The 18,250-nt window shown below is 71.0% G+C and carries 16 protein-coding genes; 11 read left to right on the top strand and 5 right to left on the bottom strand.

The genetic code is table 11. The features are described 5' to 3' along the window. Nucleotides 1-45: 45 nt before the first annotated feature. Entirely contained in the window at nt 46-534 is a 489-nt protein-coding gene (locus ABEU20_RS02765) for an SAV_6107 family HEPN domain-containing protein (RefSeq protein ID WP_420162834.1), read from the bottom strand. A gap of 171 nt (nt 535-705) precedes the next feature. On the opposite strand from ABEU20_RS02765, the gene ABEU20_RS02760 reads away from it, so the two are divergent. The 5 genes from ABEU20_RS02760 to ABEU20_RS02740 are packed head-to-tail and all read left to right on the top strand — an operon-like array spanning nt 706 to nt 5,705. Further along, entirely contained in the window at nt 706-1,326 is a 621-nt protein-coding gene (locus ABEU20_RS02760; RefSeq protein WP_420162833.1) for a GNAT family N-acetyltransferase, read from the top strand. After that, complete coding sequence (locus ABEU20_RS02755; RefSeq protein ID WP_420162832.1) at nt 1,323-2,960, top strand: phytoene desaturase family protein; 1,638 nt, start codon at nt 1,323-1,325, stop codon at nt 2,958-2,960. The genes ABEU20_RS02760 and ABEU20_RS02755 overlap by 4 nt, the downstream gene beginning before the upstream one ends. 5 nt (nt 2,961-2,965) lie before the next feature. Further along, on the top strand, nt 2,966-3,760 hold the full coding sequence (locus tag ABEU20_RS02750) for a carotenoid biosynthesis protein (RefSeq protein ID WP_420163135.1): 795 nt from the start codon (nt 2,966-2,968) through the stop codon (nt 3,758-3,760). Nucleotides 3,761-3,783: 23 nt separating this feature from the next. Continuing rightward, nucleotides 3,784-4,530 carry an LppM family (lipo)protein gene (locus ABEU20_RS02745; protein WP_420162831.1) on the top strand — a complete coding sequence of 249 codons (747 nt, stop codon included), beginning with the start codon at nt 3,784-3,786 and terminating at the stop codon, nt 4,528-4,530. 14 nt (nt 4,531-4,544) lie between these two features. Continuing rightward, complete coding sequence (locus ABEU20_RS02740) at nt 4,545-5,705, top strand: glycosyltransferase family 2 protein (RefSeq protein WP_420162830.1); 1,161 nt, start codon at nt 4,545-4,547, stop codon at nt 5,703-5,705. 3 nt (nt 5,706-5,708) lie between these two features. On the opposite strand, the gene ABEU20_RS02735 is transcribed toward ABEU20_RS02740, so the two are convergent. Next, entirely contained in the window at nt 5,709-6,647 is a 939-nt protein-coding gene (locus ABEU20_RS02735) for a methylenetetrahydrofolate reductase (RefSeq protein ID WP_420163134.1), read from the bottom strand. A 180-nt stretch (nt 6,648-6,827) separates the two neighbouring features. Between ABEU20_RS02735 and ABEU20_RS02730 the strand changes: the two genes are divergently transcribed. The 4 genes from ABEU20_RS02730 (at nt 6,828) to ABEU20_RS02715 (ending at nt 12,220) form a co-directional block, all read left to right on the top strand. Beyond that, entirely contained in the window at nt 6,828-7,949 is a 1,122-nt protein-coding gene (locus ABEU20_RS02730) for a polyprenyl synthetase family protein (protein ID WP_420162829.1), read from the top strand. A gap of 5 nt (nt 7,950-7,954) precedes the next feature. Next, a complete protein-coding gene (gene crtI / locus ABEU20_RS02725; protein WP_420162828.1) occupies nt 7,955-9,538 on the top strand; it encodes a phytoene desaturase family protein in 1,584 nt (527 codons plus the stop codon). 85 nt (nt 9,539-9,623) lie between these two features. Next, nucleotides 9,624-11,249 (top strand): alpha-(1->6)-mannopyranosyltransferase A, encoded by a 1,626-nt coding sequence (locus tag ABEU20_RS02720; protein ID WP_420162827.1) that lies wholly within the window; start codon nt 9,624-9,626, stop codon nt 11,247-11,249. Then, on the top strand, nt 11,246-12,220 hold the full coding sequence (locus ABEU20_RS02715) for a phytoene/squalene synthase family protein (RefSeq protein ID WP_420162826.1): 975 nt from the start codon (nt 11,246-11,248) through the stop codon (nt 12,218-12,220). The genes ABEU20_RS02720 and ABEU20_RS02715 overlap by 4 nt, the downstream gene beginning before the upstream one ends. 41 nt (nt 12,221-12,261) lie before the next feature. On the opposite strand, the gene ABEU20_RS02710 is transcribed toward ABEU20_RS02715, so the two are convergent. After that, nucleotides 12,262-12,630: an Rv2175c family DNA-binding protein gene (locus ABEU20_RS02710; protein WP_420162825.1), complete on the bottom strand. Its 369-nt coding sequence runs from the start codon at nt 12,628-12,630 to the stop codon at nt 12,262-12,264. A gap of 121 nt (nt 12,631-12,751) precedes the next feature. On the opposite strand from ABEU20_RS02710, the gene pknB reads away from it, so the two are divergent. Then, nucleotides 12,752-14,770, top strand: a complete 2,019-nt coding sequence (gene pknB / locus ABEU20_RS02705) for a Stk1 family PASTA domain-containing Ser/Thr kinase (protein WP_420162824.1) — start codon at nt 12,752-12,754, stop codon at nt 14,768-14,770. Nucleotides 14,771-14,848: 78 nt separating this feature from the next. Here pknB and ABEU20_RS02700 read toward each other — a convergent pair whose 3' ends face one another. Then, nucleotides 14,849-16,234 (bottom strand): class II 3-deoxy-7-phosphoheptulonate synthase, encoded by a 1,386-nt coding sequence (locus ABEU20_RS02700; protein ID WP_290725876.1) that lies wholly within the window; start codon nt 16,232-16,234, stop codon nt 14,849-14,851. Nucleotides 16,235-16,324: 90 nt separating this feature from the next. Continuing rightward, on the bottom strand, nt 16,325-16,816 hold the full coding sequence (locus tag ABEU20_RS02695; protein ID WP_290725879.1) for a polyadenylate-specific 3'-exoribonuclease AS: 492 nt from the start codon (nt 16,814-16,816) through the stop codon (nt 16,325-16,327). A gap of 94 nt (nt 16,817-16,910) precedes the next feature. Between ABEU20_RS02695 and ABEU20_RS02690 the strand changes: the two genes are divergently transcribed. Continuing rightward, nucleotides 16,911-18,233 (top strand): glycosyltransferase 87 family protein, encoded by a 1,323-nt coding sequence (locus ABEU20_RS02690; RefSeq protein ID WP_420162823.1) that lies wholly within the window; start codon nt 16,911-16,913, stop codon nt 18,231-18,233. The last annotated feature ends 17 nt before the right edge of the window (nt 18,234-18,250 follow it).

Genomic DNA, 18,250 nt, shown 5'->3' with positions numbered 1-18,250 from the left:
AAGACGAGGAATCCGAACGGCGACAACAGCCGACGACGACACTCGTCAGCACCCGAGACGGTCCTCGACGTCGAACAGGAAGCGACCCACCTCGACGTAGAAGCTGTCCGCTTCTTCTGCACCGATCGTGCGCGAGATCCCCGCCTCGAGATCGGCGCGCAAGGCCGAGAACCCGGCGAAGAAGTCCGCCCACGCCGCGAAATTCGGTTCCGCACGCGCCATCAACACCCACGCACTGCGCGACCGCGGCCGGCGCGCAGTGCGTGAAGCCTCCGACCCTTCGCCGGACGCGAGCACCGCGGCCGCGCCACGCAGTGCACCGACATACGCAGTGCGGAACCGCTCTGCGGGATCGGATGCACCGGCGGCCTCGGACAGCAAGGCGTCGGCTCGACGTAACAGATTCACCGCCTTGACGGGCGCCGACAGCGGCCCCCGAACAGGAGCGCCGACCCCGCGCCCCGGCGACGGCGACACCGATGGCCCCGACGTCCCCGTCCCCGGACCCGACGTCCGCGTCTGCACCTTCCCCATGACCCGCGCACCTCCCACCCGTACCGACTCGGGACCGGCGAGCCGGTGATGTTCGCTTCCCTCGAACATCACCGGCATCGCCGGATCACCAATATCGAACATCTGTTCGACCTATTCAATATAGCTGGCCCCACCGACAAGTCGTCAAGAGAGAGGAGGGTGAGCTCCCTCATGGATGCGAACCCCGGCGAGAGTCCCGGTCTCGATCCGGACCCGGCGCCGGTCGTCGTCGACCTGTCGGTTTCCGACATGCGCGCCCGGCTGCCCGAAGCGCTGTCGATCTATGTCGAGGCCATGAACTACCCCCGTGGCACCGAATTCCACCGCGCGCCGCTGTGGACCGAACACACGCAGCGCCCGGGATGGCGGGCGGTGGGCGCCGTCCGGCCCGATCCGGAACATCCCGATCGGACCGGCCCGCTCGTCGCGATCGCCTACGGGTATCGCGGCGCCCCCGATCAGTGGTGGCAGCAGCAGGTCCGCCACGGCATGCAGGCGACGGGGTGGGGCCGGGACCAGATCGAGTACATCCTCGGCAACTACTTCGAACTGACCGAACTGCACGTCCACCCCAGCGCCCAGGGGCATCGACTCGGCGAGCGACTGCTGCGCCGCCTCCTCGCCGACCGCCCCGAGCGCGGCGTGCTGCTGTCGACGCCGGAAGTGTCCGAGGAGGACAACCGCGCGTGGCGTCTGTACCGGCGCACCGGATTCCGGGACGTCGTGCGGCACTTCACCTTCGCGGGCGACCGGCGCCCGTTCGCCGTCCTCGGAAGGGGGTTGCCGCTGTGAGCGCGACACTGCAGGAGAACCGCGGGCGCTCCGACGCCACCCTCGACGCCGTCGTGGTCGGATCCGGGCACAACGCACTGGTCGCCGCGTGTTACCTCGCCCGCGACGGCTGGTCCGTCGAGGTGCTCGAACGCGACACGGTCGTGGGCGGCGCCGTCTCCACGGTCGAACGCTTCCCGGGGCACAAGGTGGACCGGGGCTCGTCGGCGCACATCATGATCCGACACACCGGGATCATCGAAGAACTCGAGCTCGCCGCCCACGGCCTGCGCTACATCGACTGCGATCCGTGGGCGTTCGCGCCCGCGCCCGCGGACTCCGACCGCCCGGGGATCGTCTTCCATCGCAGTCTCGACCGCACGTGCCGGTCGATCGAGGAATCGTGCGGACGCGCCGATGCCGACGCCTACCGCCGTTTCGTCGGAACCTGGGGACCTCGCACCGAACGCGTGATGCGCGCCTTCTCCGCTCCGCCCACCGGCGCTCACCTGCTGCGCTCGTTCTGGGGGCTCGACACCGCGGACGGCGGCGCGGCCCTGTCCCGCGAGTTCCTCACGTCCGGCGACGCGCTGCTCGACGAGTACTTCGACAGCGAACCACTCAAGGCGGCGCTGGCCTGGTTCGGCGCCCAGTCCGGTCCCCCGATGTCCGAGCCCGGCACTGCGCCGATGGTCGGGTTCGCCGCGCTCATGCACACGCTGCCTCCCGGTCGCGCGGTCGGCGGCAGCGGCGCCCTCACCGCGGCACTGTCGGCGCGGCTGGCGGCGGACGGCGGCACCGTCACCCTCGGCGACGGCGTCGCCGAACTGCGTCGCACCTCCGACGGCTGGACCGTCGTCACCGAATCGGGCCGGCGCGTGCGCGCCCGGAACGTCGTCGCAGGCTGTCACATTCTGACCACCCTCGATCTGCTCGAGCGCGGCGGCTACGACCGCGACACGCTCGACGGTTGGCGGCGACGGATCCGGGTCGGCCCCGGCATCGGGATGGTGCTGCGGTTGGGCACCGATGCGTTGCCGTCGTACCCGAGCGCGCCCGCCGACGCGGACGCGACCACCACGACGTCGGGTCTGCAACTGCTCGTCTCCGATCGGGCACGACTGCGGACCGCGCACGGCGCCGCGCTCGCCGGCGAACTCCCGCCGGACCCCGCGGTCCTCGCGATGAGTTTCAGCAGCATCGATCCCAGCATCTCCCCCGACGGAGAACACCAGGTGACCCTGTGGTCGCAGTGGCACCCGTACCGGCTGTCCGGTGGCCGGGACTGGGCGAGCCTGGGCGAGAGCGAGGCAGATCGGATCGTCGCCGGTGTCGACGCACTGGCCCCCGGGTTCGCGGACAGCGTCCGGCACCGACACGTGCAGACGCCCGCGGACATCGAACGCGAGATGGGTTTGCTGGGTGGCAATGTCATGCACGTGGAGATGTCGCTGGATCAGATGATGCTGTGGCGGCCGATCCCGGAACTGGCGGGGCAGCGGGTCCCGGACGCCGACAACCTCTATCTCACGGGGGCGTCGACGCATCCCGGCGGCGGCGTCTCCGGGGCCAGTGGCCGCAGTGCGGCCCGCATCGCGCTGTCGGACGCCCGCGGCGGCCGGCTGCGTCGGGCCCTCCGCAGAAAACTCCGGTGAACACGATCCTGCGGCGGGCGTCGGCGGCCGTCGCCGTGGCCGCGGTCGGCGCCCAGATCGTCTATCCGCTGGTCGACGGTCGTCCCCGCGACGCCGTCACCGTCGCCGTGGTGGCGCTGCTCGCGGCCGCGTCGATCCTGCATGCCGTCGCCACCCGCGGGAGACTCTGGGCGGCCGGCATGGTCGCGGCCACCGCGGGCGTGGGGCTGCTGTCGGAGGTGGTCGGCACCGCGACCGGCATCCCGTACGGCTGCTACGAGTACACGACCGGACGTCTGGGCTGGTCCATCGCCGACGTGCCGCTCGTCGTGCCGTTCGCATGGACGGCCGGCTTCTACCCGGTGTGGTGTGTGGCGTCGCGGCTGACACACCGCCGGCTGTCGCGGATCCTCCTCGCGACGATCGGCGTTGTCGGCTGGGACCTGTACCTCGACCCGCAGATGGTCGCGGACGGCCAGTGGCAGTGGTGCGTCACCGACGCCGGCCTGCCGGGCGTCGCGCACATCCCGCTCACCAACTACGCGGGCTGGCTGCTCGTCGCGGCGGTGATGACGGTCCTGGTCGATCTGCTCGATCGCCGGATCGTCCGGACGACATCCCTTCACGACGCCGTCCCCATCGCACTGTTCCTGTGGACCTGGCTCGGGTCGGCGCTGGCGCACGCGGTGTTCCTCGACGCGCCGGAACTGCGCTACTCGGCGGTCTACGGGGCCGTCACGATGGGGGTGCTGGGAGTGCCTCTCGTCGCCGACCTCGTCCGCACACGCCGAGCCGAACTGCGCAACACCCCTACCGCCTGACACGTATCCCCGTGCCTGGCACGATGATCGATGTGCAGCCGCCCTCCCCCGTGACCTCGACACCTTCCCGACGTCGGCGAACCCGCGCCCGCGTGCTCGGCACCGCGGCGCTGGCGCTGCTGCTCGTGCCCCTACTCGCCGGCTGCCTGCGAGTACAGGTGTCGATGGGCGTCTCGGCGGACGACAAGGTGTCGGGACAGATAGTCGCGGCCACCGTCCCGAAGGACGACAACGACAAGGGCCCGCAGCTCACACCGCCCGACTCGCTGGCCGACCGCATGCGGGTCCAGGAGTACGACAAGGACGGCTACGTCGGCACCCAGGTGTTCTTCAGCGGACTGTCGTTCGGCGAGGTGCGGGACCTCGGCTCGATGTCCGCCGACACGGCGGGGGTGCTCCAGTTGTCGCTGCAGCGCGCCGGTGACCTGGTGAGCCTCGACGGGCGCATCGACCTCGAGGACGTTCCGGCGCAGGGCACGGACGTCCAGTTCACGATCGCGTTCCCGTCCCGCGTGGCGACCACCAACGGCACCCGGGACGGCGATTCGACCGTCACGTGGAAGCTGCCCGCGGGCGAGGTCAGCACCCTGCGCGCCGAGGTCCGCTACGCCGACCCCAGCACCCGCAGCTTCGCCGGCTGGGCCGGCATGTCCGCCGGGGTCGCGGTCGGTGTCGCGCTGATCGTGGGCGGAATGGCGTGGATGCAGCGCAACCGCGCTGCTCGCCCCCGGCCACGACAGGACAGGTCGCTGGAGACCTCGACGCGGTAGCGGGGCTCGCACCGATGAGAGTTTCCTGTCGCCCTTCCCTGCGCGCGACGCGAGCCACGGCCCTCCTGTCTCTCGCGGGGGCGGCCGTCACGGCCGTCAACAGCTGCACGATCCCCCGTCTGCGCGCCCGCCGAGTCGTCGAGCCCGTCACGGTGGTCGTGCCCGCCCGGAACGAGGAGAGCCGGGTCGGGGATCTGATCGCGGACCTCCGGAACCAGACGCTCCTCGACACCCTGCGGGTGATCGTCCTCGACGACGACTCGTCGGATGGCACCGCCGCGGTCGCGACGTCGGCCTTCGCGGGCGACAGCCGGTTCGCTCTCGTCCGGGGAGAGGGACCGCCGCCCGGATGGCTCGGGAAGAACGCGGCCTGTCACGTGGGCGCCACCCACGCCGCCCGCCTGATGGACCCGGGGCGGCCCGGTGTGCTGATCTTCCTCGACGCCGACGTGCGCCTGGCCCCCGACGCGCTTGCCGCGGCGGTGACCGAACTCCGCGAGTCCGGCGCCGACCTCGTCTCCCCGTGGCCGCGACAGGACGCCGTGACGCCCGCCGAGCGATTGATCCAGCCGCTGCTGTGCTGGTCGTGGTTCTCGACACTGCCGGTGCCCGTTGCCAACCGGAGCACCCGGCCGTCGACGGTCGTCGCGTGCGGTCAGTTCCTGGTGTTCGACGCGGCCGCCTACTACCGCCTCGGAGGGCACACCGTCGTCGCCGGTAGTCACACCGAGGATCTCGACATCGCGCGGGCGGTGCGCCGCCGCGGCGGCCGCACCGTCGTCGCCGTCGCCCAGGATCGCGCGCACTGCCGGATGTACACGGACGCGACCGCACTGCGCGAGGGATACACGCGGTGGCTCTGGACGGCGTTCGGCTCACCCGCGGGCGCGGCCGTCGTGACGACGGTGGCCGCGGCGACCTGTGCGATCGCGCCGCTCGCGATGCTGTTCGGACGGGGCCGTACCCGAGCGTGGGGCGCCGCCGGATACCTGGCCGCGACGGCGTCACGGGTCACCGCCCGCGCCGTCGAATCCGGGTCCGCGCCCCGTGGGCGGGATGTGGCCGACGCGGCCGCGCACCCGCTGTCGATCGGCGCCTTCGTGCGGCTGGTCGCCGTCTCGCACCGCGACCGCCGACGTCGCCGTCTCCAGTGGAAGGGTCGGCAGCTGACCTGACGGTCAGACCGTGGCCGACGCCGACATTCCCAGGTTGGTCAGCACCTCGCTGGTGGCGCGGGCGAAGTTGAGCGTGATGAAGTGCAGACAGGGAGCGCCCTCGGCGATGAGCCGCTCGCTCATCTCGGTGGCGACCTCGATACCGATCTCGCGCACGGCCGCCCGGTTCTCGTCGGGTCCGTCGCCGGCCGCGCGGGTGAGTCGCTCCTCGAGCACGGCCGGCAGGCTGGAGCCGGACAGTTCCAGGCTGCGCCGGGCCGACCGCAGCGAGGTGATCGGCATGATCTCGGGGATGATCGGCTTCTCGCCCTGCTCGGGGTCCAACGCCGAGACGCGGTCGCGCAGCCGCAGATAGTCCTCGACGTCGAAGAACATCTGGGTGATCGAGTACTCGGCGCCGGCACGCAGCTTCGAGACCAGGTACTTGGTGTCGTGGTCGAGGTCGGGCGCGCGGTAGTGGCCCTCCGGGAACGACGCGACGCCGACATGGAAGTCGCCCATGTCCCGCACCAGCCGGACCAGTTCCTCGGCGTACTCGACGCCGTCGGGGTGCTTGACCCACTCGCCGAGCGGGTCTCCCGGTGGGTCTCCGCGCAGCACCAGGATGTTGCTGATCCCGCGGTCGGCGTACGCCCCGCACATCGCACGCAGTTCGTCGATGCTGTGTCCGACGGCGGTGAGGTGCGCGACCGGGAGGAGGGTGGTGTCCTCGGCCAACTGGCCGGTCACCCGAACGGTGCGATCCCGCGTCGAACCGCCCGCGCCGTACGTCATGGACACGAACGCCGGACCGAGCCGCTCGAAGGCGCGGACGGCACGCCACAGCCGAGCCTCGGCGTCCTCGTCGCGCGGCGGCGAGAACTCGACGGAGAAGGGGATCCGACCGCTCTTCGAAGCTTCGGACGAGCGGATCCGGTCCACGATCGAGGGGGTCTGAGTCACGAATCCCGCGCTGTTGCGCCCCCGGACGGCATCGAATGTCACCCGCCAAGCATAGGTTCAGTGCACTGGTCGGACCGCATCGCGTCGGCGCCCCGTCTCACGTACCGGGACCTGGGCAGCATGCGACGCGACCGCCGGGAGGACCACTAAGGTTGGTCGGAGGCTTTTCGAGAACTCGATTTGGAGGCTGTCCTGTCCGCTGGAGCCGGTGAGTCCACTCGCCCTTCGCCGTCCGTCCCGCCCTTCACCGATTCCGTCGAGGGTGCATTGCGGGAGTTCTTCGCATCGCGCGCCGGCACGGTCGAGACCGTCGGCGGTGGCTACGCCGAGGCGGTCGCCGCGCTCGAGAGTTTCGTGCTGCGCGGCGGCAAGCGGGTGCGCCCCATGTTCGTCTGGACCGGCTGGCTCGGTGCCGGCGGTGACGCCACCGGGCCGGAGGCGCCCGCGGCGCTGCGGGCCGCGTCCGCGCTCGAACTCGTCCAGGCGTGCGCGCTGGTCCACGACGACATCATCGACGCGTCGACCACGCGGCGCGGCTTCCCCACCGTGCACGTCGAGTTCGCCGACCTGCACAGCGCACAGCAGTGGAGCGGCGGGTCCGCCGAGTTCGGCCGGGCCGCGGCGATCCTGCTGGGAGATCTCGCACTTGCCTGGGCGGACGACATGATCCGCGAGGCGGGCCTGTCGCCCGAAGCGCAGCTGCGGATCTCGCCGGTGTGGTCGGCCATGCGGACCGAGGTGCTCGGGGGCCAGTTCCTCGACATCAGCGGCGAGGTCCGGGGCGACGAAACGGTCGAGGCGGCGCTCCGCGTCAACCGCTACAAGACAGCTGCCTACACCATCGAGCGCCCGCTGCACCTGGGTGCGGCGCTCGCCGGCGCGGACGACGCCCTCGTCGACGCCTACCGCCGGTTCGGCACCGACATCGGGATCGCGTTCCAGTTGCGGGACGACCTCCTCGGCGTGTTCGGCGATCCCGAGGTCACGGGCAAGCCGTCCGGCGACGATCTGCGCGCCGGCAAGCGCACCGTGCTGTTCGCCGAGGCCCTGCAGCGCGCCGATCGGACCGATCCGGCGGCGGCGGTACTGCTGCGCGAGTCGATCGGCACCGACCTCTCCGAATCCGACGTCGCGGCGCTGCGCTCGGTCATCACCGATCTCGGTGCCGTCGACGACGCCGAACGGCGCATCGCCGAGCTCACCGACAGCGCCCTCACCGCTCTCGACGCCAGCACCGCCACGGCCGAGGGCAAGCGACTCCTGCGCGGGATGGCGATCGCCGTCACCCGTCGAGACGCCTGATCGCGATGGGCGTGCGCGTCGTACCCGGCAGGGTGGACCGGGTCGTGGTGGTGGGGGCCGGGCTCGCCGGGCTGACCGCCGCCCTGCACCTGCGCGGCAGCGGGCACGAGGTGACCGTCCTCGAGCGCGGTGACCGCCCGGGCGGCCGGGTGGGGACCTATCGGTTCGCCGACCACGTGATCGACAACGGCGCGACCGTACTGACCATGCCGGAGTTGGTACGCGACGCCCTCGCGGCCGTCGGCGCCGACTTCGAGACGACGACGCCTCCCGTGCGCCTGCACCACCTGTCGCCGGCGTACCACGCCCGGTTCGCGGACGGCTCCTCGATCGACGTGTTCTCCGACCCGGACCGGATGGTCGCCGAGGTGACCCGGGTCTGCGGGGCGGACGAGGCGCGCCGGTATCTGGACCTGCGCCGCTGGCTCGGCCGGGTGTTCGACGCCGAGTTCGACACGTTCATCGACTCGAACTTCGATTCACCGCTGGATCTGTTCTCCTCCCGCGCCGCGGCCACCGACCTGGTCCGGCTGATCGCCGCGGGCGGGTTCGGACGCCTCGGCAACCAGGTGGCACGGCGGATCCGCGACCCCCGACTGCGCCGGATCTTCACGTTCCAGGCCCTGTATGCGGGTGTCGCGCCCGCGAAGGCGCTCGCGGTCTACGGCGCGATCGCGCACATGGACACCTCGATGGGGGTCTCCTTCCCCGAGGGCGGCATGCACACCATCGCCGACGCGATGACCGACGCGTTCACCTCCGCGGGTGGGCGGATCCGATTCGGGGCCGAGGTGGTGGGCCTCGAGCGGTCGGGCGACCGGGTGCGGTCGGTGCGCACCGCCACCGGTGAGACGTATGCGTGCGACGCCGTCGTTCTCACCCCCGATCTGCCGGTGGTCGACGAACTGCTCACTGCCCGCCGGCCGCGACGATTCCGGATCTCCCCGTCCGCAGTGGTGCTGCACGGCACCGTCCCCTGCGACGTCTCCGCCGACTGGGGCACACCGCACCATCACACGATCGACTTCGGCGCCGAGTGGGAGCGCACGTTCGCCGAGATCGCGGCGCGCCCGGGCCGTGGCCGGCTGATGAGCGGCCCGTCGCTGCTGATCACCCGGCCCGCGGTCACCGATCCCGGTCTGCTGGTCGAGCGCGACGGAATCCGGCACGAACCGCTGTCCGTGCTGGCGCCGTGCCCCAACCTCGACAGCGCCCCGTTCGACTGGGATGCGCTGACCGGGCCGTACGCCCGCGAACTGCTCCGGACGCTGGAGCAGCGCGGATACCGCGGCATCAGCGAACGTTATGTCGTTGATCACATCGACTCGCCGGGGACCTGGGCGGCGCAGGGCCTGGCAGCGGGCAGTCCGTTCGCCCCCGCGCACATCTTCCGCCAGACCGGCCCGTTCCGACGCCGCAACCTGGCGCGACGCCCGGTCAACGTCGTTCTCGCCGGCTCCGGCACGACGCCCGGCGTGGGCGTTCCCACCGTGATCGTGTCGGGGAAACTCGCCGCCGAACGCATCGACGGACGCGGACGGAAGCCGCGTTCCGGACTGCGTGCCGAACATTCCGGTGGGACACACTAAACTGACTAGCCGTCCACTACCGCGCGGCCGTCCAGCGTCGGCCGGCAGTGCTCGAGCACCTCATCCGGGGGAGGAATCTGTACCGATGTCGGCCTCTTCCGGACCCCTCGACACCGCGTCCGATCGTTCGTGGCTGCGCGCCTCCGGCGACTATCTGCGCACCCCGGAAGGCCACGCCACCGTGCTCGGCGTCGTCGGTGCATTGATGATCACGTTCGGTGGCTTCGGCGCCGGCAGCGTGCGCCGACACGATCCACTGCTCGAGGACGCCAACCTGTCGTGGCTCCGGTTCGGGCACGGCTACGCGCTGTCCACGATCGTCATCTGGGCGGGTGTGCTCGCGATGGTCGCCGCATGGGTGCGCCTGGGCCGCTCCGCGGTGCAGGGCCGCGTCGGGGTGCGGGCGCTGATGTGGACGGTCCCGATCTGGACCGCCCCGATGCTCCTCGCGGTACCGATGTTCAGCCGCGACGCGTACTCCTACCTCGCTCAGGGCGCGCTGCTGCGCGACGGCTTCGATCCGTACGCGGTGGGTCCGGTCGCCAATCCCGGCATCCTGCTCGACAACGTCAGCAACGTGTGGACCACCACCACCGCGCCGTACGGGCCGATCTCGCTGCTGCTCGGCCAGGGCATCACCAGCATCACCGGCGACAACGTCGTGGCGGGGACCATGATGCTGCGCCTGACGATGCTGCCCGGCCTCGCCCTGATGATGTGGGCACTCCCCCGCCTCGCGCGGCAACTGGGCGGCAACCCGGCTATCGCGCTGTGGCTCGCGGTGCTCAATCCGCTGGTGCTGATCCATCTCGTCGGCGGCGTCCACAACGAACTGCTCATGGTCGGGCTCATGGTCGCGGGCGTCACGCTCGCGCTGGACCGCAAGCACGTGCCGGCCGTCGCGGTCATCGCGGTCGGCGTCGCCGTCAAGGCGATGGCCGGTATCGCACTGCCCTTCATCGTGTGGATCTGGATGATCCACGAGCGCGATCGCGCCCTGGCCGAGGGCCGTGAGCCCGCGACCCCACTGGCGTCGTTCGTCAAGGCGGCCGGCATCGGTGTCGCGGTGTTCGTGGCGGTGTTCACCGCAGCGTCGGCGGTCGCGGGTGTCGGGCTCGGCTGGCTCACCGCCCTTCAGGGCTCCGCGAAGATCATCAACTGGCTGTCGCTGCCGACGATCATGGCGCACCTCGTGACCGTCGGCACCGGCTGGTTCACCGGCGCGACGCTGGCACCGGTCCTCGAGGTCACCCGCGCCGTCTGCGCCGTCGCCCTCGTCGGCATCCTCGTGTGGGTGTGGTGGCGCTTCCGGCGCACCGAGCGCGACGCGGTGCTGGGCATCCTCATCGCCCTGGTCGCGATCGTGATCCTGTCGCCGGCCGCGCTGCCGTGGTACTACTCGTGGCCGCTGGCGATCGCGGCGGGCTTCGCGATGTCGACGCGCACCCTCCAGGTTCTGGTGGGTCTGTCGACGTGGCTGATGCTCGTCTTCCAGCCGGACGGTTCGATCGGCCTCTACACCTTCCTGCACGTCGCGCTCGCGACGTTCGTCGCGGTCGTGGCCGCGGTGTCCCTCAAGACGGTCGATCCGTTGCGGCTGCGGTCCGTGGCGGAGCCGACACCGGAGGTCCGCCTCCCGGAATCGCCGGAGGCGTCGGCGGTCTCCGAGGCACTGGCCACCGGCACCGAACGGCGTCCGTCGCCGCTGTGACACTGCCGCCGCGCTCCGATCTGGACGCCGCCTATCGGTTGTGCCGACGCCTGGCGGCCGAGCACGGCAGGACGTACTACCTGGCCACCCGGCTGCTGCCGGCGGAGCGTCGGCCCGGCGTCCACGCGCTGTACGGATTCGCGCGCACCGTCGACGACGTCGTGGACGTGGACGACACCGCCAACGACGACATCCCGGCCGCTGACCGCGCCGCCGAGCGCGTGGGCGCGGTCGATCGGATCGAGGCCGCGTTGGACTGCGCGCTCGCCGGACAGCCGGTGACCGATCCCCGGACCGGTCCGGTCGTGCGGGCCGTCGCGGACACCATCGACCGGTACGCGATTCCGACCGAGTACTTTCGAGCGTTCCTCGACTCGATGCGCATGGACATCCCCGGCACCCCGGATTTCCACGCCGTCTACCCGGACATGGCGGCGCTGCGGCGCTACATGTACGGGTCGGCGGTGGTGATCGGATTGCAGATGTTGCCGATCCTCGGCACCACGACTCCCCTCGACGAGGCGATACCGCACGCTGCCGCCCTCGGCGAGGCCTTCCAGCTGACGAACTTCGTCCGCGATGTCGGCGAGGACCTCGCGCGCGGACGCGTGTACCTGCCGGCGGACGAACTGGCCGCGTTCGGTGTGGACCCGGGCCTGCTTCGGCACTGCCGGGACAGCGGCACCGTCGACCCGCGGGTGCGGCGCGCGCTCGGGCACGTTTCGGCCGTCACCCGGGCGTTGTATCGCGATGCGGAGCCGGGACTGGACATGCTCGATCCGCGTGCCCGCCCCGGTATCCGGGCGGCGTTCACGCTCTACTCGGAGATCCTCGACGAGGTGGACCGCAGCGGCTTCCACGTGTTCGATCGGCGCGCCACGGTGTCGCGACGTCGACGCCTCACCGTCGCGCTGCCGCTGCTGGTGCGCGCCACGCGCGCGAACGCCGGGAAATCCGGGCGACGGGCCTGACCCGTCGCCCGGACCACCTTTCGGTCAGGAACGCCGGCGGATCAGAACGCCATCGACTGGGCGCGCCGGATGACTTCACGCGCCTGATCGGTGTGCATCGTCTCGATCGGCGTGCCGGACAGCGACTCGTCCTCCGTGAAGAGCCAGCGCAGGATCTCCTCGTCCTCGAAGCCACCGTCCCGGAGCACGACGATGAGTCCGGGCAGAAGACGAAGGGGCTGGCCGTCGTCGCCGAAGAAAGCCTCGGGGATGCCGACGACGCTGTCGCGGCGGACCGCGATCAGCTTGTGGTCGCGCAGCAGTTGGTGCACGTGTGTGACGACGAGCCCCATCTGCTTCGACACGTCCGCCAACTGAAGCAGCGAGATCGAGCGGTCCAACACGTCATCGCAGTAAGGGATAGCACTCACTCCCGTAACGTTATCGGGTCTGCCCCGACGGTACGACCAGGGTCCCGTCGTGGAATCGGGTCGGCGGCGTCGGCTGACTACGATCGAGATGAATCTGTGCACGAAAGCGAGGGGCGCGAGCGTGAATCCCGGAGGTCGACGGTTGATCGGTGTGGTGCTGGACAGGCGCTACCGCATCGATGCGCCGATTGCGCGGGGCGGCATGTCCACCGTCTATCGCGGCATGGACCTGCGTCTGGACCGGCCCGTCGCGATCAAGGTGATGGATCCGCAGTTCGCCGCCGATCCGCAGTTCCTGGCGCGGTTCGAGTTCGAGGCCCGCGCCGTGGCCCGCCTCGCCCATCCGGGGCTCGTCGGGGTCCACGACCAGGGCAGCGACGGTGAGCACGCGTTCCTGGTGATGGAACTCGTCGAGGGTGGGACGCTGCGCGAACTGCTTCGCGAGCGCGGCCCCATGCCCCCGCACGCGGCAGCGGCCGTCGCGCGGCCTGTGCTCGAAGCCCTGGCCGTCGCCCACCGTGCCGGCCTGGTGCACCGCGACATCAAGCCCGAGAACGTCCTCATCTCGCACTCGGGCGACGTCAAGATCGCCGACTTCGGTCTGGTCCGAGCGATCGCCGCGGCCGGCACGACCTCGCGCAGCGTCATCCTGGGCACCGCCGCCTACCTGTCCCCCGAGCAGGTCACGACGGGAACCGCGGACGCCCGCAGCGACGTCTACGCGGCCGGCGTGCTGATGTACGAGATGCTGACCGGCACCACCCCCTTCACCGGCGACACGTCGTTGTCGATCGCGTATCAGCGCATCGACAACGACGTTCCGGAGCCGAGCAGCATCATCGACGGTGTTCCGCCGGAGTTCGACGAACTCGTGGTCCGCGCGACCGAGCGCGACCCGGAGGAGCGCTTCGCCGACGCCGGGGCGATGGCGGCACAGTTGCGCACGGTGAGCACGCAGCTGGGGCTGCCGGACTACCGGGTTCCCGCGCCGCGCCGCTCGGCGCAGCAGTCCGCGGCCCCGACGGCCGTCACGACTCGTGCTCCCGGACCGGAGGGACCGCATCCCGAGCCGGGGAATCGGCCCGGGCCGGCGGCCGACGCACCGACCACCGTCACCCCCACGGTCGGCCACCACCAGGACGGTGTCCAGCACACCAAGGTCGTGACCACGGTGACGCCGCGGCCGTCCGACGACGACGTCGCGCCGGCCGAAGTCTCGGCGGCGAGGCACCCGTTCGGCGCGCCCGGTGTCGGGCGGCCCGGCTCCCGCCGCACGGTTCTGGTGTGGCTGTTGGTGATCCTGTTGGCCGCGGGCGCCCTCGGCTTCGGCGGGTGGTGGCTCGGGTCGGGCCGCTACGCCGCTGTGCCCGCCATCGGCGGTCTCGACACGGCCGCGGCCACCACGCAGATCGAGGCGGCCGGGCTGAGCGTGGAGACGCGCGGCGCGTACTCGGACACCGTCGCGGTGGATGCGCCGGTCGGCACGGACCCCGCGGAGGGCGAGCGGGTGACCCGGGGGTCGTCGGTGGCACTGCTGGTGTCGCTGGGCCGCCCGACGGTTCCCGAGGTCGGCGGCCGCGGCGACGTCGCGGCGGTCGAGGCGAGCCTGCGGGAGCGGACGTTCGTTCCGGTCGACGGCGGCGAGGCGTTCAGCGCGCGGGTGCCGGTCGGCGGCATCGCGGCCCTCGAACCGGCCCCCGGCACGATGCTCGCGGTGGGCTCGGAGGTCCGGATGCTGCGCAGCAAGGGCGCGCCGCCGGTCGACGTCCCGGGTGTCGAGGGAATGTCGGAGGATGCGGCCCGGAAGGCGCTCGATTCGGTCGGCATCACCGTCCGCGAGGTTCAGCAGGTCTTCGACGACAAGGTCGACTCCGGCGACGCGGTCGGCACGGACCCCGCGGTCGGCACGTCCGTCAAGGCCGGCACCAGCGTCGTGCTGAAGGTGTCCAACGCAGTCAAGGTGCCGGCGCTGCTCGGCCGCTCGGTCGCGTCGGCGAAATCCGAACTGGACAAGCTCGGGCTGCAGTACGAGGTGCGTCAGATCGTCAACTCGGACCGGTCGCTGATCATCTCGCAGAGTCCCGGGGCCGGCGACCGCGTCGTCCCCGGCGGCACCGTCACCATCACCTCGTTGCTCTGACGACTCCCGGAAACAGCTGAAGGGTCCCTTCGCGCGCCGGGAGCGCACGCAGGGACCCTTCAGCTGGATGATCCAGGACTAGTCGCGCAGCATCTCCGCGACCAGGAAGGCCAGCTCGAGCGACTGCTGGGTGTTCAGTCGGGGATCGCACGCGGTCTCGTAACGACCGGACAGATCCAGATCCGAGATGTCCTGCGCGCCGCCGAGGCACTCGGTGACGTTCTCGCCGGTCAGCTCGACGTGGATGCCACCCGGATGCGTCCCGAGGCCGTTGTGGACCTCGAAGAAACCCTGGACCTCGTCGACGATGCGGTCGAAGTGGCGGGTCTTGTAGCCGGTGGTGGCCTCGTGGGTGTTGCCGTGCATCGGGTCGCACTGCCAGATCACCTGGTGACCGGTGGCCTGCACCTTCTCGATGATCGGCGGCAGCAGGTCCCGCACCTTGCCGTTACCCATGCGGGAGATCAGCGTCAGGCGTCCGGGCTTGTTGGTCGGGTCGAGACGCTCGACGTACTCGACGGCCTGCTCCGGCGTCGTGGACGGACCGATCTTGAGGCCGATCGGGTTCGCCACGAGTTCGGCGAACGCGACGTGTGCGCCGTCGAGCTGACGGGTGCGGTCACCGATCCACAGGAAGTGCGCCGACAGGTCGTACAGCTTGGGGTGGTCGTCGGTGTTGTCCAGACGCAGCATGGCGCGCTCGTAGTCCAGCACGAGGGCCTCGTGGCTGGCGTAGATCTGCGCCGACTGCAGGTTCGGGTCGGTGACCCGGCACGCGTTCATGAACCGCAGGCCGCGGTCGATCTCGGCAGCGAGCGCCTCGTAGCGGGCACCCGCGGGCGAGGACGAGACGAACTCGCGGTTCCAGTCGTGGACCTTGTGCAGGTCGGCCATACCGGAGCCGGTGAGCGCGCGCACCAGGTTCATCGCGGCGCTGGCGTTGGCGTACGCCCGGACCAGACGTGAGGGGTCGTGGACGCGGACGGCCTCGTCGGCGACGAGCGAGTTCACCATGTCGCCGCGGTACGACTGCAGGCCGAGCGCGTCGGTGTTCGACGACCGCGGCTTGGCGTACTGGCCGGCGATGCGCGCGACCTTGACCACCGGCATGCTGGCACCGTAGGTGAGCACGACGGCCATCTGCAGCAGCGTGCGGATGTTGCCCTTGATGTGCGGTTCGGTGTTGTCCGCGAAGGTCTCCGCGCAGTCACCGCCCTGCAGCAGGAAGGCCTCACCGCGTGCCACCTCGGCCAGCTTCTGCGACAGCGACTCGACCTCGGAGGCCACCGTGATCGGCGGCACGCTCTCGAGGACGGTGCGCATCGCGGCTGCCTGGTCGGCGGGCCACTGCGGCTGCTGCGCGGCCGGCTTGGCCAGCGCCGCGTCCAGCTGATCTCGCATGGCTGCGGGCAGCGGCGGAAGTTCGGGCAAGCGGTCGATCGGAACGTCGACAGTCCAGTTCACCACTACAGGATATTCGCCTCACCGAGGTCGGGTGAGCGAAGGCCCCCATTCACACGGAATCGTTGCCCCGGCAGGGGCCCGTGATTCCCGTCACCGCACCGCGCGGAACGCCTCGATCGCCTCGAACTTGGCGAGGTTGTGCCGGGCGTCGGCGAGCGCGTCGTGGGCGTCGTCGGGGACCGGCGGCAACGGCGGGCACCCGTTCGTCTCCCAGTGCTGGCGCAGTTCCCGCGTGTACCGCGGCATCGACGACGGAAGCTCGGTCATCGCGCCCCACAGCTGGCACAGCACGACGTGGTCGTACGCCGCGACCCATGCCCACAGCTCGGGTTCGATGCCGGGCCGCGGTACCAGGAACTTCATGAGGTCGTCGCGGATCCGCGCCCGGCTCTTCCAGAGCGGCGACGACGGCGACGGCAGCTTCGGCAGTACGTTGCGGCGAACCCACTTACCGGCCCGGTCGGGATCGAACTCGGTGGAGACGGCGTAGAACTCGCGCCCGTCCTCGCACACCACACCGATCGAGACCAGCTCGATTGTGCGACCATCCTCGATGAACTCGCAGTCGTAGAAGTAGCGCACGGTGGGGAGCCTATGCCCCCGGCGCCGAAGCCCTCGACACTGCCCCGCTCACGGGGTCACTCGACACCGAGCCCCGTGTTCGTAGAAAGATGTTGTGGTGCACAACCCCACGAGCGACATCGCCGGCCACTCCCCCGCGGACGACGGGACGCCGCCGAAGTCGACGTGGCGCCCCGCGACCGTCGTCGCGGCCCGGGTCGTCATCGCCGCCCTGTTCACGGTCGGGGCGCTGTTCTACCTGGTCGGCTTCCCCGGTCTCCGGGAGGTGGGCTTCCAGTACCACATCGATCTCGACGTGTACCGGCTCGGCGGCGCCGTCTTCGCGGCCGGCAATCCGCTGTACGCGGACGGTGCGCTTCCGGCGATGTTCTACGGCCAGCATCTGCCGTTCACGTACCCGCCGCTCGCGGCCGTCGTGTTCGCCCCGATGTCCTGGATCTCGCTGCAGGCCGCCGGCGCCGTACTGACCGTGCTGTCCCTGGCCGCGCTGGTCGCGACGCTCGTGCTGGCGCTCGCGTCGGTCGGAGTGCGGCCCCGCACCACCCTCGTGTGGACGGCGCTCGCGGGCGCCGCGGCCGCACTCACGTTGGAACCGGTCACCTCGACGTTCGACTACGGCCAGGTCAACATTCTGCTGATGGTGTTCGTGGCCGCCGACTGCCTGTTGAAGAAGACGCCGTGGCCGCGCGGCGTCCTGATCGGTTTCGTCGCGGCGGTCAAGCTCACGCCCGCGGTGTTCATCCTGTTCTTCCTGTTCCGCAAGGACTTCCGGGCTGCGGTCACGACCGGGCTGAGTTTCGTGGTGTTCGGCGCGATCGGCTTCCTCGTCGCCCGCGCCGACTCGTGGGAGTACTGGACCGACACGCTGTTCGATTCGAACCGCATCGGCGGTCCCGCCTACCCGGCGAACCAGAGCATCACCGGCGTCCTCGCGCGGCTCGGGCTCGACCCGTCGATGCGCACGGCGGCGTGGCTCGCGCTGAGCGTGGCGGTGCTCGCCCTGGCCGCCGTCGCGATGCACCGCGCGTTCGCGGCCGGGCTGCCGGTGGTGGCCCTGTTCGTCAACGCGTTGTTCGGCCTGCTGGTCTCCCCCGTGTCGTGGTCACACCACTGGGTCTGGGTCGCGCCGCTGCTCCTGGTCCTCGCGGTGGCCGCCTACCGGCGCCGCAGTGTCGTCCTCGGCGCCGCCGTCGCGGCAAGTGGGGTGCTGTTCGTCCTCGCGCCGCACTGGGAGCTCGGTGTCGGCCGGTGGGACGGCACCGGCTGGCCGCTGTGGGACCAGATCCTCGTGTCGTCGTACGTGTGGTGGGCGCTCGCCGTGATCGTGGCGGTCGTGCTGGTCCTCGGCCCACGCGGCCGCGGCCGCGGCCGCGACACCGTCGCCGACTCCCGCGCGCAGCTGTCGCCCACCGCCTGAGCCGATCTCGTCCGCGG

Origin of the sequence: Rhodococcus parequi, assembly GCF_046042785.1 — a bacterium.
Classification (GTDB): domain Bacteria; phylum Actinomycetota; class Actinomycetes; order Mycobacteriales; family Mycobacteriaceae; genus Prescottella; species Prescottella parequi.
The sequence above is the reverse complement of the archived record's forward strand: the minus strand, read 5'-3'. Positions and strand labels throughout refer to the sequence as shown.